Here is a 25,089-nt window from a genome sequence, read left to right as displayed (position 1 = left end):
CGCCCGGGGGCAGGGCGCGAGTGGGTGAGGACCTCAACCGCGCGCTGCACGGCCTCCTCGAGGACGACCCCTCCGTGTACGTCCTGGGCGAGGACCTCCTCGACCCCTACGGCGGCGCCTTCAAGATCACCAAGGGCCTGTCCACCCGCTTCCCCGGCCGCGTGCTCACCACCCCGCTCAGCGAGGGCGCCATCGTCGGCGCGGCCTCGGGGCTGGCGCTGGCGGGCGGCAAGGCGGTCGTCGAGATCATGTTCGCCGACTTCGCGGCGCTCGCCTTCGACCAGATCCTCAACTTCGCCAGCAAGTCCGTCTCCATGTACGGGACCCGCGTGCCCCTCCCGCTGGTGATCCGATGTCCGTCCGGCGGCCATCGCGGCTACGGCCCCACCCACAGCCAGAGCCCGCAGAAGCACTTCATCGGGATCCCCGGGCTGTCGCTGTTCGAGCTGTCGCCCTTCCACGACAACCGGGCCGTGCTCGACCGCATGCTGGCGCTGGGGGAGCCGTGCCTGCTGTTCGAGGACAAGGTGCTCTACACGCGCCGGATGTACGAGGTGGACGAGCTGTTCACGTGGGAGCTGGTGGGCGACGTGGCGGTGGTCCGCCTCGACACCGGGGGACCCGGCGGCCTGGAGATCCCCCCGTGCGATCTCGACTACGTGCTGATCACCCCTGGAGGGGTCGCCCACCGCGCGCTGGCCGCCATGCGAACCCTGCTGCTCGACCACGACCTGACCGGGGTCCTGATGGTCCCCTCGCGCCTGTACCCCTTCGACCCGTCGGAGCTGCTGCCGCTGCTGGGGCGGGCGCCTCTGGTGTGCGTGGCCGAGGACGGCAGCGCGGGCGGCACCTGGGGCGACCACGTGGCCGCCGACCTGCACACCCGCCTCTGGGGCCGCCTCCGGCGCCCGGTCCGGCCGGTCAGCTCGGCGGACAGCGTGATCCCCACGGCCGCGCACCTGGAGCGCGAGGTGCTCGTCCAGGACTCGACGATCCGCCGTGCCGTGCTGGAGGGACTGGGTGGCTGAGATCAGGGTGCCGAAGCTGAACACCAACGATTCGGCGTACGTGCTGCTGGAATGGCTGGTGGCGGACGGCTCGTCGGTGCGCGGGGACGACGTGGTGGCGTCGATGGAGACGTCCAAGACGGTGGAGGAGCTGGTCAGCGGGTACGACGGGATCCTGGTCCACCTGGTCCCGGCCGGCGCCGACTGCACCCCGGGCCAGCCCATCGCCCACGTCACCCCCCAGCCCGCACAACCCCCCACCCCGTCCCCGCCTCCGCTGGCCTCGACCGCGCCCCCGCCCGCCCCGGCAACGCCTGCGCCCGCCTCTGGACCTGCGCCCACGTCGGTCCTCGGAAACGCCTCGGGGGTGCCCGGCGATTTTCCGTCTCCGCCCGCGACGGGGTCCGGCGATGCCCCTTCTGGGGCGCCGCTGATCACGGCACCCGCTCAGGCGCTGATCGACGAGCTGGGCATCGACCCCGCCCGCGTGCGCGCCCTGCCCGTGAAGGTGGTGCGGCGCGCCGACGTCGAGCGCCTGGCCGCAGCGGGCTCACCCCCACCCCGCCCCCTGGCGTCTCCTGCCCCCCAAGGCCCCTCGCTGTCCACGGAGGTGCCCATCGCGGAGACGCCCCCATCGCCCACGCCCGCCGCCTCGCCCGCCGCCGTGCCGCCTGCCATTGCGCCCACGGTCGCGCCCGCTTCCGCCCTGCCGCCTGGGGAGGTGGCGGTCGGGGGGAGTGTGCGGGGGTTGAGTGGGAATCAGCGGGCCGTCGGGAGGACGGTGAGTCTTTCGCATCAGACGATCCCCGCCGCCTACACCGCCATAAAAGTGGACGTCGGCAAGGCCACCGCGGCCGCACGCGACCACACCAAGCGTCTGCGCAAGCTGGTCGGCCTGCCCGACCTCCTCATCGCCGCCGTCGCCCGCCTCCACCAGGACTTCCCCCTGTGCTTCGCCACCCTCATGGACGAGGGCACGGCCGCCGTCCCCGACGCCCCCAACGTGGGCGTCACGATCGACCTCGGCACCGGCCTGTACGTGCCGGTCATCCGGGACGCGCACGGCAAGGGGATCGAGGAGATCGCCGGGGAGCTGGCCGGGTTCCGGAGGGCGGCCCAGCGTGGCGAGTTCAGGCAGGAGCAGCTCGACGGCGGCAACATCGTCGTCACCCTGCACCACGACCGCGACATCGTCATGGCCGTCCCCATCGTCTTCCCGGGCCAGGCGTGCGCCCTCGCGCTCACCTCGCCGCAGCGGGAGGGCGAGCGCACGGTGGCGGTGATCGGGCTGGCCTACGATCACCGGCTGGTCAACGGCAGGGACGCCGTCCTGTTCCTCCAGGCGCTCAAGGAAGTCTTAGAGGCGGCGTCGTTCGAGGGACTGTAGACCGACCAGGTCGTCGGGGGCGGCGTCGGCGGCGTCGTCCACCAGGGACGGCAGCCGCGACCGTAGCGCCACGACCGCCAGCACCGCCATCGCGACCGCGAACACGACGTACATCAGCCCCACGCCCCGCCCCGCCCCGGTCCCGATCAACGCGCCGACGGTCGGGGCGAGCGGCCCGTCCGGGGCGAGCAGCGGGTCGAACGCCGCCGCCCCGTACGGCGCCACGAGCCCGAACCCCAGCGGCAGCGTCGACCAGGCGATCAGCGTGTTCAGCGCGAACACGCGCCCGTGGAAGCGCTGCGGCACCTTCACCTGCACGATCGTGGCGTAGACCCCGTTGAGCAGCGTCACCCACAACGACATCCCGAACGCCCCGAGCCCGATCGTCACCAGATCCGCCCGCAACCCGGTGACCAGGCAGAACGCGGCCAGCGCGAGCGTGCACCAGAGCACCGCCCGCATCCGCCCGCGCCCGGGCCCGCCCCACACCGTCATGGCCAGGCCGCCGAGCAGCACCCCGAGCCCCGACAGGAACGAGATCCGCCCCACGTCCTGCAACCCAGCGAACGACAGCACCAGCGGCGAGATCATCAGGAAGAGCGGCGACAGGAACACGTTCAGGACCGCGAAGAACAGCAGCATCCGCCGGAACCCGAGCTGCCCCCACGAATACCGGAACCCGGCCACCAGCTCCGTCATGACCGGCTCCTTGCGCCGCCAGGCCATCGTCCTGGGGAAGCGCACCAGCAGCGTCACGGCGATCGCGAACACGTAGCTGACCACGTCCAGGACCAGGATGCCCCCCAGTCCGACGACCGCCATCAGCCCGGCGGCCGCCAGCGGCACGATGAGCTGCGTCATCCCCCCGGCCATCTGCACGATGCCGTTCGCGTGCCCGAGGTGCCGCTTGGGCACGAGCTGCGGCACGGACGAGCTGTAGGCGAGGCGCTGGAACGTGAGCGCCACCGACAGCAGCGCGAGCAGCGGGTAGATGTGCCAGGTCTGCAGGTTGCCGGTCCACAGCAGCACGCCGAGCAGGAGCTGCGTCCCGAGGGCGGCGAAGTCGCCGCCGAGCATCACGGTACGGCGGTCGCTGCGGTCCACGATGGCGCCCGCCAGCGGGGCCACCACCATGCCCGGCACCAGACCGAGGACGGCGAGCAGGGCGAACTGGGCCAGCGAGCCCGTGGTGAGATAGATCCAGATGGGAATGGCGAACTCGGTCAGGGCCGAGCCCATGATCGACACCAGCTGGCCCCCGGCCACGGCCAGGAACCGCCGCATGCTGGGTTGCGGCCCCGCGACCCGCACCCGAGCCGGGGCCGGGGCCGGGAGAGCGCCCGGGACCGGCCGGGAGACGTGGGAGGTTTCGTGCAGGCGCCAGTTCGGGCCTGAGGCCGGCTCGCCTGCGTCCAGGGCGAGGTGGGTGCGGGTGACGATCTCGGCCAGCTCTTGCGCCCGATATTTCAGGAAAAAGTGTCCGGCCTCATCCAGCTCCACCACCGCGGCCGTCGGACTCATGAAGTGCCACTCGCGATACCGCTCCTCGAAATACTCGGTCGCCGGATCCCGCTCGCCCGCCACACTGATCACCGGCGCCCGCAACGGCTCCACCGCGCTCTCGAACAGCCCGGTGAAATACTCCTCCGCGGCCTCCGTGTCCTCGCGCATGTTCCTGATGATGTGCCGGGCCTGCCCGGGATCGAGCTCGCTCATGTCGAGCCCCATCGAGGTCAGCCAGTTGGCGTAGCTGCGGTCGCTGCGCAGGTACTCCCGCCGCGCCAGCCGGGACAGCGCCGCCAGCGCCCGGTTCCCCGGCCGGGCGAACGGGAAGATCGCCCCGATGTAGACCGCTTCGAGCCGCCGCCCGGCCGCCTCCAGCCGCCGCGCGATGGCGACCGTCAGCGCCGACCCGACCCCGCAGTGCCCGTACAGCGCGAGCGGCCCCCGTACCTTCTCCAGGATCTCGCGCACGCACCGGTCGGCCACCTCCTCCAGGGGCAGCCGGTCCTCGTCGAGCCCCACGTCGTGCCCGGGGATCGACACCGCCCACAGCGCGTGCGTGGCGGGCAGCGCGTCGGCCAGCGGCTGGTAGGCCACGGCGGCGCCCCCGCCGTAGGGGACGCAGACGTACGTGAGCTCGGCATGGGCGCGGCGCGGCGTCAGCTCGTGCAGCAGCCCGCGCGGCCCGGCGGCGGCGCCCCCGTCGGCGAACGCGGCCAGCTCGCGCACCGTCGGATGCTTGAACAGGTCCACCACCGCGACCGGCGACGGCAGTTGCCTGCGCAGGCGCGCCACGACCTTGATGGCCAGCAGCGAGTGCCCGCCGACGTCGAAGAAGTCGTCGTCGATGCCGAACTCCGCCCCGTCGAGCACCTCCGCCCAGACGGCGCTCACCAGGCGCTCCGTGTCCGTCTCCGGAGGAGTGCGCGTCCCGGCCGGGGCGGCGGAGGGGGCGGGCAGGCGGCGGCGGTCCACCTTGCCGTTGGGCGTGAGCGGCAGGCTCGGGAGGGCGACGAAGCGGGCGGGGATCATGTACGCGGGCAGCGTCTCGGCGAGATGGGCGCGCAGGCGCACCTGGTCCAGGCTGGGCGTGACCACGTACGCGACGAGCTGCGCCCCCGTGCCCCGCCCGTCGGTCGTGACCACGCACTCGGTCACGTCGGGGTGGCGGGCGAGGTGGGTCTCGATCTCGCCCAGCTCGATCCGGTAGCCGCGGATCTTGACCTGGGCGTCGGCCCGGCCGAGGAACTCGATGACGCCGTCGGGGGCGTACCGGCCGAGGTCGCCCGTGCGGTAGAGGCGCTCTCCGGTGCGGGGGTGGGTGAGGAAGGAGGCGGCTGTCCGCTCGGGGTCGCGCCAGTAGCCGGTGGCCACGCCCGCGCCGCCGATGTACAGGTCGCCGGGCACGCCCGCGGGGGCGTCCCGCAGGCCGGGGCCGAGGATGTGGAAGGTCTGGTTGGCGAGGGGGCGGCCGTACGGGATGGAGGTCCAGGACGGGTCCACCCGGCCGATCGGGTACGAGATGGACCAGATCGAGCCCTCGGTGGCGCCGCCCAGGCTGATGACCTCGGCGTCCGGGGCCAGGGCGCGGATGCGGTCGGGGAGCGTCAGCGGGATCCAGTCGCCCGACAGCAGGACCAGGCGCAGGGAGCCGAGGTCGGTGCCCTCGTGCTCGGCGTGGTCCACCAGGAGCTCCATGAGGGCGGGCACGGAGTTCCAGACGGTGACGCGTTCCTCCTCCACCAGGCGGGCCCAGGCGGCGGGGTCCTTGTCGCCGGCCGGGTCGCCCATGACGAGGGCCGCTCCGACGGCCGGCGCGCCGTAGACGTCGTACACGGACAGGTCGAAGCTCAGGGCCGACAGCGCCAGGAAGCGGTCGGCGGGGCCGACGTGGAAGCGCTGGTTGAGGTCGCGGACGGTGTTCAGGGCGGCCCGGTGCTCGATCATCACCCCCTTGGGGGCGCCGGTGGAGCCGGAGGTGAAGATCACGTACGCGAGGTCGGCGGGGGAGGCGGGGCAGTCGAAGGGCGGGGCGTCCGCGTCCGGGTCCACCGCGAGCCGGGTCACCCCGGCGGGCCAGGACAGGTCCAGCCAGGGCTGGGTGACGGCGATCGCGCATCCGCCGCGCTCGATCAGCTCGAAGCGCCGCTGGTCGGGCAGGTCGGCGTCGATCGGCAGGTACGCCGCCCCGGCCGCGTTGATCGCCAGCACCGCGACGACCTGCTCCCAGCCCCGCTCCATCACGACGGCCACCAACTGGCCCGGCCCGGCCCCGGCCGCCCTGAGCTCGGCGGCCAGCGCCCGCACCCGGCGGCGCAGCTCCCCGTGCGTGATCTCGCCCCCGGGATGCCGCACCGCCACGGCCCCGCTCTCCGCGGCCGCCATGACCGGCTCGTGCAGCAGGCCCGGCGGGCCGAGGTCGACGGCGGTGTCGTTCCAGCGCCGCCGCTCGTCCAGCTCCTGCGGCGTCAGCAGCTCCAGCTCCGACACCGGCGCCGCCGGATCGGCCGCCGCCCCCTCCAGCAGCGTGACCAGATGACCGGCCATGCGCTCGATCCGCTCGGCGGAGAACAGCGCGGTGTTGTAGACGAACAGGAACGATCCGCCGCCCCCGGTGTAGAGCTCCAGGTCGAACCGGGTCGCCCACACTCCCGGCTCGAACCCCTCCAGCGTCAGCGGCCCCGGCTCCGGCTCGCCGCCGTAGTTCTGCATCGCGAGGATGACCTGGAACACCGGCGACCTGGACGGCTCCCGCGCCACGTTCAGCTCCGACACCAGCCGCTCGAACGGCACCTCCTGGTGCGAGTACGCGTCCGTGGCCAGCTCACGCACCCGGCCCAGCAGCTCCGCGAACGACGGATCCCCGGACAGGTCCACCCGCATCGCCAGCATGTTGACGAAGCACCCGACCAGGTTGTCCAGCTCGGGCAGCGCCCGCCCGGCCACCGGCGAGCCGATCGCCACGTCGTCCTGCCCCGCGTACCGCCCGAGCAGCACCGCGAAGGCCGCCAGCAGCACCATGTACGGCGTCGCGCGGTGCTCCCCGCCCAGCCGGTCCAGCCGCTCGGCCAGCTCGGGGGCGATCGCGAAGTGGTGCGCCGCCCCGGCGTAGGTCAGCTCGGGCGGCCGCGGCGCGTCGGCCGGCAGCTCCAGGGGCTCCAGCCCGGCCAACCGGTCGCGCCAGTAGTCGATGCCGCCGTCCGCACGTTCGCGCTGCCAGGCGGCGAAGTCCCCGTACGTGACGGGCAACTCGGGCGCCGTCCCGCCGGTGCAGAACGACAGGATCTCGCGCAGCAGGAGGTTCGCCGACCAGCCGTCGGCCGCGATGTGGTGCACGGCCAGCGCCAGCACGTGGTCATCGGGCGCCAGCCGTACCAGCAGGGCTCTCATGACCGGGCCCGACACCAGGTCGAACGGCTCCGCCAGGAACGGCCCCACCAGCTCCCTGGCCGCCTGCGCCGACCCGGCCTCGGCGACGGTCAGCGGCACCTCGGTCTCGTCCGACACGAGCACGTCCGGCTGCCCGTCCGCGCCGGCGGGGAAGCGGGTGCGCAGCGGCTGGTGCCGTTCGCAGACCCTGCGCAGCGCCGCCGCCAGGGCGTCCGCCTGGAGCGGCCCGCGTACCCGCCGCACCAGCGGGATCGTGTAGGCGGCGTTCCCGGGGGCGTACTGCTCCATGAACCACAGCCGCTCCTGCGCGTACGACAGGGGCGGGGGCCGGTCGGCGGGCAGCGCGGGGATGGCCGGGCGCGATCCGCCGCGCCTGCGCAGCCGCTGGGTGATCAGCGCCCGCTGGGCCTGGCTGAGCTCGGTCATGGACCCTCCTCCGTCAGTCTCATGACCTGCTCCTCGGACAGCGCCGCCACCTCGGCGACCAGCGCCTCCTCGACGGCCTGCGCCAGCGCCGCGACGGTACGGCGGTCGAACAGCGTACGGATCGGCAGGTCCACCCCCGCCAGGGCGCGCAACCGGGCGGCCACCCTGATGGCGAGCAGCGAGTGGCCGCCGAGGGCGAAGAAGTCGTCGAACGCGCCGATCTTGTCCGCGCCCAGCACCTCCGCCCAGACGTCGGCCACCAGCTCCTCGGCGTCGGTCCTGGGCGGCGTGTCGTCGCTCCCGACGGGGGCGTCCGGCTCGGGGAGCGCGGCCCGGTCGAGCTTGCCGTTGCGGGTGAGGGGCAGCGCGTCGAGCAGCACCCAGTGCGCGGGGACGAGGTACGGCGGCAGCGCCCGAGCGACATACTCGGCCAGGCCCGCCACGCTCGTCTCCCCACGCGGTACCACGTAGGCCACCAGGTCGCCCTCCCGCGCGAGCACGGCCGCCTGCCGGGCGTCGGGGTGGGTGAGCAGGCGGTGCTCGATCTCGCCCGGCTCGACGCGGAACCCGCGCACCTTCACCTGGGCGTCCAGGCGGCCGAGGAACTCCAACTGGCCGTCGCGCCGCAGCCGCACCCGGTCGCCCGTCCGGAAGTAACGGCCCTGCGGCAGGGTCACGAACGGCGTGCCGGGGGCGTTGAGGTAGCCGCGGGCCACGCCGGGGCCGCCGACGTACAGCTCGCCGGCCGCGCCCGGCGGGGTGGGCGCCCCATGGCGGTCGAGGACCTGGACCGGGGTCGCTCCCACCGGGCGGCCGATCGGCGGGTGCGGGTCCCCGCCCTCCAGCTCCGCGTACGTGGCGATGATCGTCGTCTCCGTGGGGCCGTACGTGTTGACCAGCCGCACCCGCTCGCCGAAGCGTTCCCGCCAGCGGGCCACGGCCTGCGCGCGCACCTGCTCGCCGCCGAGGATCACCAGGCGGAGCCGGTCCGGCCAGGGGATCTCGTCGATCAGGTCCACCAGGTGGTGGAAGTAGGCGGTGGGCAGGTCGAGCACGGTGACGTCGGGCCGCCGGGAGAGCAGGTCGGGCAGGGTGGCGCCGCCGCCGGGCAGCAGCTCGACCGTGGCGCCCGCGGCCAGCGCCGGGAAGATCTCCTCGGCATGGGTGTCGAAGCTCAGCGAGGCGAGCTGGACGACACGGTCGCCTGGGCGCAGATCGTACGCCGAGCGCATCCACCGGACCCGCTCGGCCAGCCCGGCGTGCTCGATGGCGACGCCCTTGGGGGTGCCGGTGGAGCCCGAGGTGTAGATCACGTACGCCAGGCCGGGCCGGCGTTCCGCAGCGCCCGCCCCCGGCTCGATCCCCGCCGCGACGATGAAGGACGTCCCCTCGGCCATGGCGCGCAGGCGTTCCGGCGGGTACTCGGGGTCCAGGGGCACGTAGGCGGCGCCCACCCGCCAGATCGCCAGCATGGCCACCACCGCGTCGACCGAGCGGCCCGCCTGGAGCCCGACCAGGTCCCCTTCGCCCGCGCCCCGCTCGGCCAGCTCCCCGGCCAGCCGCGCGACCCGCCGCTCCAGCTCGGCGTACGTCACGGCCTCGGCGCCGCAGCTCACGGCCACCTCGCCGGGGTGCGCCGCCGCCGACTCGGCGATCAGCCCTGCGACGGTCCCCACGCTGCCCATCAGGGGGCCCATCAGAGGGCCCATCAGGGAGCCCGCCGCAGGGCGGTCCAGCGACGCGAGCAGGGCCTCGTCGGACGGCGTCAGGACGGGCAGGCGCGACAGGGGCACCCGCCGGTTGTCCAGGTCGGCCACCCCCCGCAGCACCACCGCGAACCGCTCCGCCAGCTCCGCCACCGTCTCCGCGTCGAACAGTCCCGCGTCGTACCCGAACGCCACCCGCAGCCGCCCGGGCGACCGCCACGCCTCCACGGTCAGGTCGAACTTGGCCTGCCGGTACCCGTCGTCGAAGAACGACATCCGCACCGGGCCGAGGCGGTCGCGTTCGCCGTCGGCGGTCTGGCTGTTCAGGGTGAACAGGGTCTGGAACATCGGCTTCCTGGCCAGGTCCCGTTCCACGTCCAGCTCGGCCAGCAGCTGCTCGAACGGCACGTCGTGATGGGCCATCGCGTCCAGGACGGTCCTGCGCGTCCTGGCCAGCAGCTCCTCCAGCGTCGGGTCGCCCGACAGGTCGCCGCGCAGGACGAGCGTGGTGCTGAGGTAGCCGATGAGGGGCTCCAGCTCCACCCGGTCCCGGCCCGCCGTCGGCGAGCCGACCAGCACGTCGTCCTGCCCCGTGTGCCGGGACAGCAGGACCTGGTACGCCGCCAGCAGCACCATGAAGAGGGTCACCCGATGCCGGCGCGCCGTCGACTCCAGCTGGGCGAGCAGCTCGCCCGGCACCTCCAGCAGGTGGAAGTCGCCGCGCGTCGCCCCGGGGCGGTGCGGCCGGTCCGTGCGCAGGTCCAGGGTGGGCGGGTCGGCGAGCTGCGCGCGCCAGTAGTCGAGGGCCGTGCCGCGGTCCTGTTCCCGCCGCCAGCCGGCGACGTCCCCGTGCTGCACGGCCAGCGGCGCGAGCTCGGCGGAGCCGTACAGGGCGGCCAGGTCGTCCAGGAAGACGGTGATCGACCAGCCGTCGGCCACGATGTGGTGCAGGACGACGCAGAGCACGTGATCGTCGGGGGAGAGCCGGACCAGCGTGACGCGCAGCGGCGGCGCGGCGCCCAGGTCGAGCGGGGCGTTCGTGCGGGCGGCGACGAGGGCGCGGGCCTCGGCCTCGTCGCGGGCCTCCAGCCGCTCGATCCTGGCGGGCGCGGGCCGCTCGACCACGGCCACCGGCCGCCCGTCCACCTCGGGGAAGCGGGTCCGCAACGACTCGTGCCTGGCGATCAGCCCGCTCAGCGCCCGCTCCAGCGCCGCCTCGTCGAGGGGGCCCTGGAGCCTGCGCACGATGTACATGTTGTACGAGGCGTCGGAGGGATCCAGCCGGTGCAGGAACCACAGGCGTTCCTGGGCGGGGGAGAGCGGCGGCAGCGTGCCGGCCGGGCGCGGCACGAGGGGGCTGCCCGGCTCGCCCGCCAGCTCGTCCAGCGTCGCGGCGAACCCGGCGACCGTGGAATGGGTGAACAGCTCCCGCAGGGGCGCCGCCGTGCCCGCCGCCGCCAGCCGGGCGATGACCCGGGTGGCCAGCAGCGAGTGGCCGCCGAGCGCGAAGAAGTCGTCGTCCGCGCCGAGGTCGCCGGTGCCCAGCACCTCGGCGAAGATCCGCGCCACCTGCCGCTCCCTGGCGGTGACCGGCGCGCCGCCCCGGCCGGCCGCCGGCCGCGCGGGCTCGGGCAGCGCCCGCCGGTCGACCTTGCCGTTGGGGGTCAGCGGCAGGGCCTCCAGGGGCACGACGACCGAGGGCACCATGTACGGGGGCAGCCACTCGGCCGCCCGCTCCAGCAGATCATCCGGGCACGCCGCCCCGGCAGAGTCGACGTAGGCGACCAGGTCGCCGCCACGCACCACCACGGCGGCCCGGCGCACCCCGGGGTGCCGTTCCAGGGTGGCCTCGATCTCGCCCGGCTCGACCCGGTGCCCCCGCAGCTTGACCTGGCCGTCCTCGCGCCCCAGGAACTCCAGCGTGCCGTCGGCCAGCCACCGCGCCCGGTCGCCCGTGCGGTACCACCCGTCCGGGAACGGCTCCGGCGGCTCCTGCGGCGAGCGCAGGTAGCCGAGGGCCACCCCGGCGCCGCCGATGACCAGCTCCCCGGGGACGCCGATGGGCACGGGCGAGCCGGAGCGGTCGAGCACCCGTACCGTGGTGTTCGCCAGCGGCCGTCCGATGCTCACCCGGTCGGGGGAGGGCGGCACCTCCCAGGCGGTGGACCAGATCGTGGTCTCCGTCGGCCCGTACATGTTGAGCAGCCGCCCCACCCGCCTGCGCAGCCGCCTGGCCAGCGCGAGCGGCAGCGCCTCGCCCCCGGCCAGCGCCACCAGCCCCGACGGGTCCAGCCCGGCGGACAGCAGCATGCTCCACCCCGATGGCGTGGCCTGCACGTGGGTGACCCCGGACGCGCCGATCAGCCGGGCCAGCGCCACCCCGTCGCGCACGGCGTCGTCCCCGGCCAGCACCAGCCGCCCGCCCGTCACCAGCGGCAGGTACAGCTCCAGCCCGGCGATGTCGAACGACAGCGCGGTGCTGCCCAGCCACACGTCCTCCGGACGGGATCCGAGCAGCCGCTCCATCCCGGCCAGCAGGTTGACCAGCGCGGAGTGCGGCACCGCCACACCCTTGGGCGTGCCGGTGGAGCCCGAGGTGTGCAGCACGTACGCCGGGGCTTCGGCGACGGCCGCGTTCGAAGGGACGGACGCCTCGGGTCCAGGCTCGATCCGTTCGACGTCCCCGGGCAGCGGCGCGGACGGGCCGGCCAGCGCGACCCGCACGCCCGCCTGGGCGAGCATGGCCGCGACGCGCCCGGCGGGCAGCGCCGGATCCACCGGCAGGTACGCGGCCCCCGCCATCATGACGCCCAGCAGCGTCCCCGGCAGCTCGGCCGAGCGCGGCAGGCACACCGCCACCACGGACCCCGGCCCCGCCCCGCGCGCACGCAGCCCCGCCGCGACGAGCCCGGCCCGGGCGGCCACCTCGGCATAGGTGCGCTCCTCCCCGGAGCACTCCACCGCCACGGCGTCCGGCCGCAGCTCCGCCTGCCGCAGGAACAGGTCCACGACCGTGCCGGACGGGACGTCGGTCGCGGTGTCGTTCCAGGAGTCCAGCAGCCGGCGTTCCTCGGGCGGCAGCACCTCCAGCTCGGACACTCGCGCCCAGGGACGGCGGACGACGGAGCCCAGCAGCGCGAGGAACCGCGCCGCCAGCCGCTCCACCGTGGCCCGGGAGAACAGCTCGGCGCTGTGGACGAACGCGCCGCGCAGCCCGCCGCCGTCCGGCCACAGGTCGACGCGCAGGTCCACCATCGCGGGCGGCGTCCCGTGCGGGAACGGTTCGCTGTCCAGCCCGGCGAACGTGGCGGCCTCGCCGTACCCGACCGCCGCGTTGTGCAGCCCGAACATGGTCTGGAACAGCGGCGTGCGGCTGAGGTCGCGTTCGATGTCGAGCGCCGACAGCACCCGCTCGACGGGCGTCTCGCCGTGCGCCATCGCCTCCAGCACGCTGCGGCGGGTGCGCCGCAGCAGCTCCGTGAACGCCGGATCGCCCGACAGGTCGCCGCGTAGCACCAGCGTCGAGGCGAACAGCCCGACCATCGGCTCCAGCTCGGGCCGGTTCCGCCCGGCCGTGGGCGTGCCGACCACGATGTCGTCCTGCCCGGTGTGGCGGGCCAGCAGCGCCTGGTACGCGGCCAGCAGCACCATGAACAGCGTGCACCGCTCCGCCCGGGCGAGCCGCGCCAGCTCGGCCACCAGCGAGGGGTCGAGGTCGAACCAGGTCTCCCCGCCCGCGCTGCCCCGGCGGGCCGGGCGCGGCCGGTCGACCGGCAGGTCCAGCGGCGCGGCCCCGTCGAGCCTGGCCGTCCAGTGGTCCACGTCCGCGTCGGCCTCGCGCTGGGCGTCGGCGTACTCGGCGTAGGTCGTGGCCAGCTCCGGCAGCTCGGCCGGGATGCCGTCCAGGCGGGCCGCGTAGCACCTGGCGAGGTCGTCCATGAGCACGTTCAGCGACCAGCCGTCGCCGATGATGTGGTGCAGCACGACGCACAGCACGTGGTCGCCGGGGGAGAGCCGGACCAGCGTGACGCGCAGGGGCGGCGCGGAGCCCAGCTCGAAGGGGGTGTTCGCGCGCTCTTCGAGCAGCCGCGCGGCCTGCTCGGGCGTGTCGAGGTCGACGCGCTCGACCGGTACGGGGCCCGGCGGCTCCACGATCGCGACCGGCTGGCCGTCGTGGTCGGGGAAGCGGGTGCGCAGCGACTCGTGCCGCGCCACCACGTCGCCGAACGCGCCGGTCAGCGCGTCGGGGTCGAGCGGGCCGAAGATCCGCCGCACGACGGCCACCCGGTAGGCGGGGTCGGCCGGGTCGAGCCGGTGCAGGAACCAGAGCCGTTCCTGGCCGAGGGAGATCATGGGCGCAGCTCGCTGACCGCCGCCGCCACCCCGGCGACCGTCGGATCGTCGAGGAACACGTCGAACGGCACCTCGACGCCGAGCCGTTTCCTGATCCGGGCGCTGATCTGGGTGATGGTCAGCGAGTGGCCGCCGAGGTCGTACAGGTCCTCGTCAGGGGCGAGCTCCTCGATCCGCAGGACCTCCATCCAGATCTGGCGTACCTGCTCGACCAGCTCGCCGTCCACCGCCCCCGCCGAGGCGCCCGGTACGGGGGTTCCGACCGGCGCGGGCGCAGGCACCGGCGCGGCGGCGGGGAGGGGCAGGTCGGCGAGCCGGAGGCCGGGGTCGGCGGCCAGCACGGCCCGCAGGTGCTCCCCGGCCCGCTCGACGTGCTCGCGCCCGATGAGGTCGGGGCTGTGGTGCAGGGTGAGCCGGAGCCCGTCGTCGCCGTCCACGGCCTGCAGATGCAGGACGTTCCTGACCATGTGGTTGGACATCTTCCACTCGGCCACCACGTCCAGCCCGGCGAAGGCCACGTCGGCGGCGCGCCGCCGGAAACTGATCGACACCGGCGCGAGCGCGGGGCGCGGCCGGATACCGCCCGCCGCCCTGGCCGCGGGGATGTCGCGGAAGCGGTTCAGCTCGCGCAGCCGCGCCCGCAGGTCGTGGGCCAGCTCGGCGAGGGTGGTGTCCGGCGTGGGCGCGGAGTAGAGGGGTAACTCGGTGGCGAACAGTCCGATGTGCTCCCCGGTCTCCGGCCGCCGGGTCGACATGGCGACCGCGACCGCCGGCTCGGCGTTGCCGTACCGGAAGAGCAGGGCATGCACGGCCGCCAGGAACAGCTCGAACCGCGTGACCCCGACCCCCTCCCACCCGGACATCTCGGCCGTCAGGTCGAGCAGGATCGTCTCGCCGCGGCCGGCCGTCCGCGCGGTCCCGGCCACCCCGTCGATGACCACCGTCGGCCGGTCGCGCCAGTGCGTGTGCCAGTACGCCGCGGCCTCGGGCGGGATCGTGGCGGCGGCTCCGTACGGCATGGGCAGCGGCGGCAGCGGCCCGCCCGAGTACGCCGCCGCCAGATCGCGCACCAGCAGGTCCTTCGACATGCCGTCGAACACCAGGTGGTGCCCCACGAACAGCAGCAGATGCCGCGACGGCCCCACCTCGGCCAGCGTGAACCGCGCCAGCGGCCCCCGCCCCAGGTCGAACGGCCGCGCGATCTCCTCGCGCAGCAGGTCGTCCGCGTCCGCCGCCCGGACGAACCCGACCGGCGGCCGGTCGGCGGCGGGCACCAGGTGCAGCTCCCCGTCGCGGTCCTCGAACGCGCAGCCCAGCACCGGGTGGCGGGCGAGCACCGACTCGCACGCCTTCAGCATCGCCCCCCGGTCCAGCGGGCCGTCGAACCACATGGCGAACGGCATGTGGTAGGCCGTGCCGCCGCCGTGCATCATCTCGGTGATCCACATGCCGTGCTGGGCCTGCGATGCCAGGACCATCGTCACTCCTCTGCCATACGGCGCAGTTCCCGCTTGATGACCTTGCCCGCGGCGTTCCTGGGCAGGGCGTCCAGGGTGAGCAGCGCCGTGGGCAGCTCGTGCCCGGCCAGCCGGGTGCTCAGGAAGGCCCGCACGTCGCTGAGCGTCAGGGGCGCGGTGGCCACCACCGCGGCGGCCACCGCCATGCCCATCACCGGGTGCGGCACCCCGAACACCGACGCGTCCGCCACGGCCGGGTGCTCGTGCAGCGCCGACTCGACCTGGATCGTCGAGACCTTGAACGCGCCCGACTTGATCACGTCGCTCTCCCGGTCGACGAGGTACAGGTAGCCCTCGTCGTCCAGGCGGCCGAGGTCGCCCATGCGCACCCAGCCGTCCTGGAACGCGCTGTCCTCGTCGATGTCGTAGTAGGCGCGGGGATGGGCGGCAGCCCTCAGCCACACCTCGCCCGTCTCGCCGGGCGCCACGGGGGTGCCGTCCGCGTTCGCGATCTTGAGCTGGGAGCCGCCCGCCGCGCGGCCGAGCGAGCCGGGCCGGTCGGGGTCGTAGATCATGATGGTCTGGGCCGGGGCGGCCTCGGTGGAGGTGTAGTAGTTCGCGACGGCCGCGTTCGGGAACGCGGTGGTCAGGCCGGCGGCGACCGGCGGTGGCAGCGCGGCGGCGGCCGAGCCGAGCAGCAGCACGCTGGACAGGTCGTGGCGGTCCTGCACGCGGGCGTTGAGGAGCTCGGCGGCCATCGCGGGGACGACGAAGACGGTGCCGGCCGCGTACTCCTCGATGAGGGCGGCGAAGCGGGCCGGGGTGAAGAGCGGGAGCGTCACCACCGCCGGGGCGGCGGTGAGGGCGTGGAGCAGCATCACCTGGCCGGCGTTCGTGCCGATGGGGAAGGCGTGCACCAGATGCCGGGAATGGGCGAAGGGGCGGCGCTTGGGGTGGACGGGCGGGGAGGTCAGGTTCGCGTGGGTGGCGGCGACGCCCTTGGGGCGGCCCGTCGTTCCGGAGGTGTAGAGGATCTGGGCGAGCGAGAGCGGATCCGGGGCGGGCGTCTCCTCGCGGACCGCGGGTCTCGACAGGAGCTCATTCAACGGGACGGCCAGCTCCGGGGGGAGCGCCGTGTCCCCGCCGCCGTGGACGACCGTCGTCGCCCCGCAGTCCTCGATCATGTACGCCAGCTCCGGCGGGGCCAGCCGGTCCGAGAGCGGCACCGCCACGCCGCCCGCCTTCAGCACGGCCATCCAGCTCACCGCGTAGTCCAGCCACTCGCGGGCGCCGAAGACCAGCGCGACCCGATCGCCCTTGAGCGGTCCTGGGAACGCGCGGGCGGCGGCGGTGGAGCGCTCGTCCCACTCCGCCAGGGTCAGGCTGCCCTGGCCGGCGACGATCAGCGCGGTGTGGTCGGGGTCGGTGGCGGCTCGGGACGTCAGGAGATCGGGCACTGGAAGGGCCGACGGAACCACCCCCAGAATTTTTTTCGTCGTGCCGCTTGACGCTAGAAAAAATGCACACATGCGTCAAGCCCTTACCTGTAGGCGCTTGCCGACGTCTGGCACCGCGTGACACACTCGCCCCGGATTCCCCGACGAGGGAGGGTTCACCAGGTGCTGATGGATGGGGAGCTTCGCGAACGGCTCGCCGACATGATCGCCAAGGCCGCCGACGGGGCGGTCGATCCGGCCGAGGTGCTGTCCGGGCAGACCCGGCTGAGCGATCTCGGCGTCACCTCACTGGCCTACTTACGACTGATCGACGCGGTGGAGGCCGAGTTCGGGGTGGAGCTCGACCCCACGGCCCTCGACAGCCTGGACGCGCTGGTGGACTACGTCCGGCTCCATGGCTGACCCCGGTTCGCCGGCGACCCGGGACGGGCCGCTGACCTGGGGGCAGCAGGATATCTGGCGGGCGGTGGTCGCCGCCGCGCCGCAGGAGCGTTACCTCAACATCGCCCGGGTTTTCCCGGCGCCCAAGCGCCCGGTGACCGTGGAGCGCGCCGCTCTGGCCCTCGAGCGGCTGGTCGCCCGGCACGAGTCGCTCCGCACCCGGCTCACGGGGCCGCGCGACGCGCCACTCCAGCGGGTCTGGCCGACGGCGTGTCCTCCGTACGAGGTGGTCGAGTCGGAGCCGGTGGAATCGAGACCGGCGGGTTCGGTGTCGGTCGGTGCGGGGCCGGTCGAGTCGGGGGCGGTCGGTTCGGGGGCGGTCGGTTCGGGTCTGGCGGAGGAGGTGGCCGAGCGGCTGGCCGCCGAGCCTTTCTCGTATGGGGAGGAGTGGCCGCTGCGGGTGGCGTTCGTGGTGGCCGGGGGATATGTCCGGCACATCGTCCTGGTTCTCTGCCATCTCGCCGCCGACGGCCACGCGGCCGAACTCGTCGTCAAGGACTTCCGCCTGCTCCTGCTCCGGGACTCCCTGCCGCCCCTGCGCAGCGCCACACCCCGGGAGCTCGCCGCCTGGCAGCACTCGCCCGAGGGGAGACGCGTGTCGGGGGAGGCGATCGGGTTCTGGCTGGAGGAGTACGCCCGGATGGACCCCGTGCCGCCGTCCTCGCACGTACCCGGGGAGCCGCGTTTCGTGGAGGCCACGATGCGCTCGCCCGCGCTGGCCGCCGCCGCGCAGGCGATCGCCGCCCGCAACGGGGTCAGCTCCTCGACGGTGCTGCTCGCGGGCGCGATGCGGCTGGCCGGGGGGCTGACCGGGCAGCGGTTCTGCGGGATGCGGGTGATCGTCAACAACCGCTTCGCGGCCGGGCGGCGCGACGTGGTGTCCACGATCTCGCAGGAGGCGCTGGTGGTGCTGGACCTGCGTACGGAGTCCTTCGACGCGCTGGTGCGGCAGGCGTGGGGGACGGCGCTGCGGGCGTACCGGCAGGCGCAGTACGACCCGTACGCGATGGAGGAGGCGGTCACCCGGGTGGGGCCGGGGATCCGGTCGTTCGGCTGCTTCAACGACCAGCGGCTCGTCCAGGAGGACGGGCAGGTCGCCGTCCTGGAGGGCAAGACCGAGGTGGCCCGGACGGACGCGATGGACCGCAACATCTGCGACTTCCGCCTGCACGTCGGAGGCGAGCCGGGCCGCATGGAGGTCTCCTGCTACGCCGACACCGCCCTGCTGCCCCCGCCGGGCATCGAGCAGTACCTGCTGGACCTGGAAGGCCTGATCGTGGAGGCGGCCCGTACATGAGCCTGTACGCGGAGGCGACGTCGTGCGCGCAGGGGGAGGAGCTCCGCTTCCGGCTCCTCGACGCCGGCGGCGGCCCGATCGTGGTGGAGGACGTGCCGTCGGGCCGGGTCGTCATGGAGGACGTCTCCTCCGGCGGGCCCTTCTGGACCCTGAAGACCGGCAACGACTGGCCCAGCTCCCTCTATCGAGCCATTTATCACGACACCAGCGCATATTTCGTCGTACGTAGCTCTGTGCCCGCTTCGCCCATCCTCGTCTCGATCCCGTTCCCCACCTGGGAGGCGTACAACCGGCCCGGCGTCCCCGGCGAGGGCCTCTACCAGTCGGAGCAGCCCGACCGCGCGGTCAAGGTCACCTTCGACCGGCCGGGTGCGGGGCCGCAGATCGAGGAGTGGGAGCTCGGCCTGCTCCGCTGGCTCGGCCCGGCGGACTACACCGTCGACTACTGCTCGGGCCTGGACCTGCACGGCGGCGTGGATCTCCTCTCCCGCTACCGACTCTTGGTCATCAACGGGCACGATGAGTACTGGTCGTGGGAGATGCGGGACGCGGTGGAGGCATTTGCCCGCCGTGGCGGAAATATCGCCATATTCTCCGGCAACACCTGCTGGTGGCAGGTCCGCTTCGAGGACGACCTCCGTACCATGATCTGCTACCGCGACGCCACCGCCGACCCCATGGCCGCCACCGACCCCGGCAGGGTCACGGTCGAATGGCCGAGCGACCCCGTCAACCGCCCCGAGAACACCCTCACCGGCCTCACCTTCAGGAACGGCGCCGGCTGCTGGGTGGACTCGCGCGTCATGTCCCAAGAGTCCTACACCGCCAGATTCGCCGGCCACTGGGTCTTCGAGGGGACGGGGCTCGCGGACGGCGACACGTTCGGGACAGGCGCGCTCGGCTACGAGACGGACGCCGCCGACCTGGAATGGGTGGCCGGCGTCCCCCGTGCGACCGGCCGCGACGGCACCCCACCGTCGTTCGTCGTCCTCGCCACGGCCGACCTGTCCCACTGGCGCCGCTACGGCAAGGGCGGGGCCGCCACGATGGGCCTGCACCGCCTCGGCGCGGGCACCGTCTTCAACGCCGGCACCATCAACTGGGGCAACACCCTCGCCGACCCGGTCCTGGCCACCATCACCCGCAACGTCCTCAACCGCCTCTCCCACCCACCCACCACCCCCACCTGGGACCCCATCGGCCCCACCCCCCACCCGCCCCCCGCGCCGGCTTCCCCACCTCCGTCTCTCACCCCCGACTCGGCCCCCGCCCCGGCTCCGGCACCCTCGGCTCCCACGCCAGGTCCGGTCACCGCCCCGGCCTCACCACCCTCGGCTCCCACCCGACCTCCAGCCCCTTCCTCACCCCCGGCCACCACGCCCGCTTCGCCGCCCCTTGCCTCCGCCCACCTCCCGCCGCCCTCCGCTGTTTCCACGTCGCCGGCCGGTGGCCTCGCCCCGTCGGCGGACGTCGAGCCGGACGGTGCCGCCATCGTGCGGGCGCTCGTGTGCTGCGAGAACCGCCTCTACGCCGCGTGCGCGGACGGCGCCCTCGCCGTCAGGGACGTGTGCGGCCAGAACCTCCCGTGGCAGACGATCGACGACACCGACGCGATCGCGCTCGCCGCACCCCGGGAGGCGCACGGCGGCCCGCCCGCCGGGCTGTACGGGGTCGCCCCCGACGGCACCATCCGCTACCGCGACCCCGTGCCGACCCGGAAGGCGTGGCGGGACGTCAGCCTGGCACCCGACGGCACCATCGCCCTGGCCGCCGTGGACGAAGGGCTGTTCGCCGTCACCTCCGCGGACGAGCTGTGGCACCTGCCCATCAGGCGGCTCGGCACCCACGACTGGAGGAATGTCGGCCCGGCCGCCGGCGCCGTGAGCCTGACCGCGATGAACGGCCGGCTGTTCGCCATCTCGGCCGACCGGATTCTTGTGAGGACGGCCGAGCGACACGAGGCCGGTTGGAGCGACATGGGCCCCGCCGAAGGACACACCGTCCTGGCCGCCGCAACGGGACGGCTCATCGGCGCCGCACCCGACGGCACCCTCCGCTGGCGGTCACTGTCGTAGAGCAGCCACCGGCCACCGCCACCGAGCCCGCCTACGAGCGGTCGCTTTCGTAGGCCAGCCACTGCGCGAACGTATGCAGCCCGTAGTCCAGCGTCACACCCGCTCGCCACTCCAGCTCGGCCCCCGCCCGCTCGACGTTCACCAGCGGCCCGGGAGGCTCGTCGGACGTTTCGATGTCCACCGGCCGCACCGCCCTGGACACCGCCTCGGCCAGCTCGCCCATGCGTAGCCGCTTCCGGTTGGCGACGTTGTACACGCGCCCCGCAACCCCCCGTTCCAGCGCGGCCAGCACCGCCCCGGCGACGTCCTGTACGTGCACCAGCTGTACCGGACGCCCCGAAACAGGCGCGGGACGGTTGAGCGACGACCGCAGCACCAGGTCCGCCACCGGCCCCCGCTGCGGCATGCCCGGCCCGTACGGCTCGCCCAGCCGCAGCACCACCGCTCCCGGCGCGGTCGCCTCCACCTCCAGCAGGGCCCGCGACAACGGCGTGGCGGCGGGCGACACGGGCGTCTCCTCGTCCACCCACTTCCGCTGCGGATAGACGCGGACCGAGCTGAGCAACACCCCACCCCGACCGCCGGCGAAGGCCGCCCGCGCGAGCCGCAGTTCCTCCTCCGGGTCGGCGTCCGGGGACCAGCCGAGGGCGCACACATGCACCACCGGCGCGCCGGGGGCAGTGAGATGGAGGCCCCGGTCGGCGAGTGCGTTGGCCAGGTGCTCCCGGACGAACGTCTCGGCACCGCTCACGGCCACCACCGCCGACGGTCCCGGAGCCACGGTCGACGGGCCCAGGGACGGCGAGGTCACGGCCTGCGGCGGGCGATCCGCCTGGGACGGCGAGGGCGCGGCCCGCGGCGGGCGATCCACCAGGCCCGCCCCAAGGCCCGCTCGCGCCGCCTCGTGCAGGCCCGACCCGAGGCCTGCCTCCAGGCCCGCCCGTGCCACCTCGTGCAGCTCCGCCGACAGCCGCCCCAGCTCCCGCCCCGAAAGCTCGTGGCACAACCCGCCCGGCCCCATCGTGGCCAGCGCCTCGTCCACGACCCGGGCGTCCCCCAGCCCTCGACCTCCGTGCACGACCCGGGCGTCCCCCAGCCCCCGACCCCCGTGCACGACCCCCATCGTGTACGCCGTCAGCCACAGCGCCCCATGCGCCCCCGCGCCCGCCCGCGCCGGCAGCGCTCCGGCGTCGATCCCCAGGCCGGCCAGATAGTCCTCGCACCGCAGGTCCCGCCACCGCCCCGACCCCGGCACCCGTACGGCACACTGCGCGATCCCTCGCTTGAAGAACGGGATCACCGGCAGATCATCGAGCAGGATGTCCTCGCCCAGCCCCGCCAGCGGGTCGTCGGTGAAGAAGCACGGCGAGCGGCGCACCCCCTGGAAGTCGTTGTCCACCAGGCTCGCCAGATCCTCGTGCTCGGCCAGGCTCGGCACCGCCACGTACACCGGCACCCCGGCCTGCCGCAGGTACCGCCCCATGAGCACGTCGTCGGGCCACGTGTCGCCCCGGTCCGCGGCCCACTCGACGTACCCCTCGGCGACCTCCTTGGGCAGCAGCAGGGCGGCCACCGGCGTGTACTCGCCCGCCCCCGCCACCCACCGCGCCCCGGCCAGCGCCCCCTGGCGTACGGCGGCGCCGTTGCGCGAGTTCCAGAACGCGAACAGGGCGAGCGCGGCGTGCGGCATGGCACGCGCGGCGCGCTCGGCCCGTTCGAAGAACGTGTCGGACAGCACCATGTCGTCGTGCAGGAGGAAGTGGTGGGTGGAGTCGCCGGGGATGCTCGACCAGGCCAGCAGCGAGGTGCGGAACGCCGAGGGCCGCCCGCCCGGATCGGGGTCGGTGACGACGTCCAGCACGCCCCCGGCCAGCCGCGCCGCCGCCTCCCTGCGCAGGGGATGCGCCATCACGGCCCCGCTCAGCCGCACGCTCCGGTTCACGTCCCCAGGCATGCGCCTACCGTGAGCTCGCCCGACTCGACGAGGTCCAGGGCGTCACGCCGGTCCCCGCCCTCCCACTGCACCTCGCGTACCACCAGCAGCCCCGACCCGCAGGCCACCAGCACCCCGCCGACCCCGGTCGACCACACGGGGGCGAGCACGGTCCCGGCGGGCTCCGTGCCGCCGTGCTCGATGAGATCTGCGCTGTGCACGTACAGTCGCCGCCCGGAGACGGACGTGAACGCCCCCGGATAGGGCGAGGCCAGCGCCCGTACCCAGTCGTAGAGGTCGGAGGCGGGCCGGGACCAGTCGATCAGCCCGTCCTCGGGCCGCCGCTTCTCCCACCACGACCCGCCGGGCCCCTGCGGGCGCGCCACGACGCGGCCCTCCAGCAGCAGCGGGATGTACGTCGCCAGCAGGTCCACGTTGATCTCGGTGACCTTGCGGTAGACGGCGCCGACGTCGTCGCGCCGGGAGATCGTGAACTCCCGCTGCGCGATCAGGTCCCCAGTGTCGGCCCCCTCGTCCAGGAAGAACAGGCTGACCGCGCTCGTCTCCAGCCGTTTGATGATCGTCCAGGGGAGAGCGGCCCGCCCCCGACCCTCGGGCAGCCGCGTGGGATGCAGCCCGATGGACCCCAGGGGGCACACCGACAACAGGGGCTCGCGCACCAGCTGCGACCACCCCGCGATCACGAACAGGTCCATGTCCTTGACCAGCTCGTACGCCTGCCCGTCGTTGATGTCGGCCGTCTCCAGCAGCGGGATGCCGTGCTTCTCGGACGCCTCCCGCAGCGGCGCGAACCCGGAGCGGTGCTGCAGCTTCGGCGGGTAGCCGATCAGCAGCGACGGCGGGGTGCCCTGCGCCACCAGCACGTCCACCGCCGGCGCGGCGAACTCCATCCCGGTGGCGAACGCGAACGTCTTCACAGGACCTCCCTCAGCACCCCGAACGCCTCCGCATGCGTGACGCCGATCTCCGCTCCGCGTAACGTGGCCAGCGCCGTCACCGAGTCCTCGCTCCTGATGTGGGGCGAGGGCCGGTGCTGGCTCTTGTACGCCCGCAGCGCCTCCAGCTTCCGCCCCATATAAGTGGATATGTCGCAGTACGCCGTCGAGCGGGGCATCGGCTCGGACGCCCACTGGATCTTCGACATCTCGTACATGAAGACGTTCGGCACCAGCCACTTGCCGAACTGCTGCGCGATCGGGCGCGCGGCGGCGAACCCGGCGTCGAAGACCGCGCAGTGGTCCTGGTCGTAGTCGGCGAAGCTGGGCAGCAGCAGCAGGTCGGGCCGCCGCTCGTTCAGAGCCTGCTCGAACAGGTCCACCAGCTCCCGGCGCGGCAGCGTGTCGAGCCGCTCGGTCAGCCCGCGGTCCCCGTACGCGATCTCGAAGGTGAAGCCGAGCAGGCCCCGCACGGCCTCGATCTCCTCCAGCCGCTGCGGGTAGGTCGTGGCGCCGGCCAGCCCGTAGTGGCGCATGCCGTCCACCGCCAGGTACAGGACGTGCACCTCGGCACCGAGCTCGGCCTGCGCGGCCATCAGGCCGGCGCAGCCCAGGACCTCGTCGTCGGCGTGGGGGGAGATCACCAGGACGCGGTCAAAGCGGCGCATTCACTGCCCTTCGGTCCTCGCGGGCGCGGTAGTAGTCGGCGGTGGCCATGATCAGCTCGTCGAGGGTGACGCGGGGCCGCCAGCCCAGGTCGGTGGCCGTCCTGAGCGCCGGGATCTTGTGGAAGGACTCCGCCTCGGCGTAGTGCGGCCCGTGCACGGTGCGGCCGTCCACGGCGACGATGGGGGAGGGGCTGCCGAGCAGGGTTTTGACGCGTTCGGCGAGCTCCATGACGGTGACGGCGTTGGCCGGGTTGCCGACGTTGATGATGACGTCGTCGCCGTCCAGCGCCGCGTCCATGAAGCCGATGAGGAACGCCGTCAGGTCGCTGGCCGCGATGAACGCCCTGACCTGCTCCCCGCCCGCGAACACCGTGATCGGCCGCCCCGCCAGGGCCTGCTGCACGAACGTGGGCATCACGAACCCGCCCGCCCGCGACTGCCGCGCGCCCGCCACGTTGAAGGGCCGGATGACGATGCCGCGTAACCCGTGCCGGCGGCTGTTGCAGACCATGGCCTCGGCCAGCGTCTTGGCGACGGCGTACTCGATGCGCGTGTTGTACTGGGTCGGCACGACGATGTCGTCCTTCTCGTCGAGCACGCCGCTGCGCCCGTACACCTCGGCCGAGCTGAACATGCACAGCGGCACCCCGGCCGCGGCGCACGCCTCGATGACCGGCGCGGTGCTGCCGATGATGTCGTGCCCGAGCCGCCCCGAGCGCGACAGGATGCTGGCCGGGCCCACGTAGGAGGCGGCGTGGATGACGCGGTCCACGCCCGTGAAGTCGCCGCCGGAGGCCAGGTGGTCCTCCACGCGCTGCCTGATGACCGTGCAGCGGGGGTCGGTGTCGTAGTCCTCGCCGTCGACGACCGCTCCGGCGTTCGAGTCGATGATCCGTACGCGGTGGCCCGCCGCGAGGTAGGCGTCCACCAGATGTGAGCCGATGAAACCGAGACCGCCGGTGATGACTACTTCGCCACCTGGTGCTCGCACGGACCCGCCTTTCCCGCTCGAGGAAAACGGTCATACTGGGAC

General features: G+C 73.8%; 13 protein-coding genes. 5 read left to right on the top strand and 8 right to left on the bottom strand.

The features are described from left to right. Nucleotides 1-20 precede the first annotated feature (20 nt). Nucleotides 21-1,028 carry an alpha-ketoacid dehydrogenase subunit beta gene (locus ACIBI9_RS35505; RefSeq protein ID WP_397228613.1) on the top strand — a complete coding sequence of 336 codons (1,008 nt, stop codon included), beginning with the start codon at nt 21-23 and terminating at the stop codon, nt 1,026-1,028. After that, nucleotides 1,021-2,394: a 2-oxo acid dehydrogenase subunit E2 gene (locus tag ACIBI9_RS35500; protein WP_397228611.1), complete on the top strand. Its 1,374-nt coding sequence runs from the start codon at nt 1,021-1,023 to the stop codon at nt 2,392-2,394. The genes ACIBI9_RS35505 and ACIBI9_RS35500 overlap by 8 nt, the downstream gene beginning before the upstream one ends. On the opposite strand, the gene ACIBI9_RS35495 is transcribed toward ACIBI9_RS35500, so the two are convergent. The 4 genes from ACIBI9_RS35495 to ACIBI9_RS35480 are packed head-to-tail and all read right to left on the bottom strand — an operon-like array spanning nt 2,365 to nt 16,686. Further along, a complete protein-coding gene (locus ACIBI9_RS35495) occupies nt 2,365-7,713 on the bottom strand; it encodes an amino acid adenylation domain-containing protein (protein ID WP_397228609.1) in 5,349 nt (1,782 codons plus the stop codon). The genes ACIBI9_RS35500 and ACIBI9_RS35495 overlap by 30 nt on opposite strands. Then, complete coding sequence (locus ACIBI9_RS35490) at nt 7,710-13,772, bottom strand: amino acid adenylation domain-containing protein (protein ID WP_397228607.1); 6,063 nt, start codon at nt 13,770-13,772, stop codon at nt 7,710-7,712. The genes ACIBI9_RS35495 and ACIBI9_RS35490 overlap by 4 nt, the downstream gene beginning before the upstream one ends. Further along, nucleotides 13,769-15,250 (bottom strand): condensation domain-containing protein, encoded by a 1,482-nt coding sequence (locus ACIBI9_RS35485; RefSeq protein ID WP_397228606.1) that lies wholly within the window; start codon nt 15,248-15,250, stop codon nt 13,769-13,771. The genes ACIBI9_RS35490 and ACIBI9_RS35485 overlap by 4 nt, the downstream gene beginning before the upstream one ends. A 2-nt stretch (nt 15,251-15,252) precedes the next feature. Further along, nucleotides 15,253-16,686, bottom strand: a complete 1,434-nt coding sequence (locus ACIBI9_RS35480; protein WP_397228604.1) for an AMP-binding protein — start codon at nt 16,684-16,686, stop codon at nt 15,253-15,255. Nucleotides 16,687-16,854: 168 nt separating this feature from the next. Here ACIBI9_RS35480 and ACIBI9_RS35475 point away from each other — a divergent pair, with 168 nt between their 5' ends. The 3 genes from ACIBI9_RS35475 to ACIBI9_RS35465 are packed head-to-tail and all read left to right on the top strand — an operon-like array spanning nt 16,855 to nt 20,499. Continuing rightward, a complete protein-coding gene (locus ACIBI9_RS35475) occupies nt 16,855-17,088 on the top strand; it encodes an acyl carrier protein (RefSeq protein ID WP_397228602.1) in 234 nt (77 codons plus the stop codon). Further along, a complete protein-coding gene (locus ACIBI9_RS35470) occupies nt 17,081-18,424 on the top strand; it encodes a condensation domain-containing protein (RefSeq protein WP_397228600.1) in 1,344 nt (447 codons plus the stop codon). Before ACIBI9_RS35475 ends, ACIBI9_RS35470 begins: the two co-directional genes overlap by 8 nt. Then, nucleotides 18,421-20,499 (top strand): N,N-dimethylformamidase beta subunit family domain-containing protein, encoded by a 2,079-nt coding sequence (locus ACIBI9_RS35465; RefSeq protein WP_397228598.1) that lies wholly within the window; start codon nt 18,421-18,423, stop codon nt 20,497-20,499. The genes ACIBI9_RS35470 and ACIBI9_RS35465 overlap by 4 nt, the downstream gene beginning before the upstream one ends. A gap of 31 nt (nt 20,500-20,530) precedes the next feature. On the opposite strand, the gene ACIBI9_RS35460 is transcribed toward ACIBI9_RS35465, so the two are convergent. The 4 genes from ACIBI9_RS35460 to ACIBI9_RS35445 are packed head-to-tail and all read right to left on the bottom strand — an operon-like array spanning nt 20,531 to nt 25,047. Continuing rightward, entirely contained in the window at nt 20,531-22,453 is a 1,923-nt protein-coding gene (locus ACIBI9_RS35460) for an NAD-dependent epimerase/dehydratase family protein (RefSeq protein ID WP_397228596.1), read from the bottom strand. Continuing rightward, nucleotides 22,438-23,370, bottom strand: coding sequence for a methionyl-tRNA formyltransferase (locus ACIBI9_RS35455; protein ID WP_397228594.1), 933 nt, complete (start codon nt 23,368-23,370; stop codon nt 22,438-22,440). Before ACIBI9_RS35455 ends, ACIBI9_RS35460 begins: the two co-directional genes overlap by 16 nt. Next, nucleotides 23,367-24,056, bottom strand: a complete 690-nt coding sequence (locus tag ACIBI9_RS35450; RefSeq protein ID WP_397228592.1) for a PIG-L deacetylase family protein — start codon at nt 24,054-24,056, stop codon at nt 23,367-23,369. The genes ACIBI9_RS35455 and ACIBI9_RS35450 overlap by 4 nt, the downstream gene beginning before the upstream one ends. Next, complete coding sequence (locus tag ACIBI9_RS35445) at nt 24,043-25,047, bottom strand: NAD-dependent epimerase/dehydratase family protein (RefSeq protein WP_397228590.1); 1,005 nt, start codon at nt 25,045-25,047, stop codon at nt 24,043-24,045. The genes ACIBI9_RS35450 and ACIBI9_RS35445 overlap by 14 nt, the downstream gene beginning before the upstream one ends. Nucleotides 25,048-25,089: the final 42 nt, after the last annotated feature.

The sequence above is a fragment of the Nonomuraea sp. NPDC050451 genome (assembly GCF_044458585.1).
Note: the sequence above shows the minus strand (reverse complement) of the source record. Positions and strands in the feature narration are given on the sequence as shown.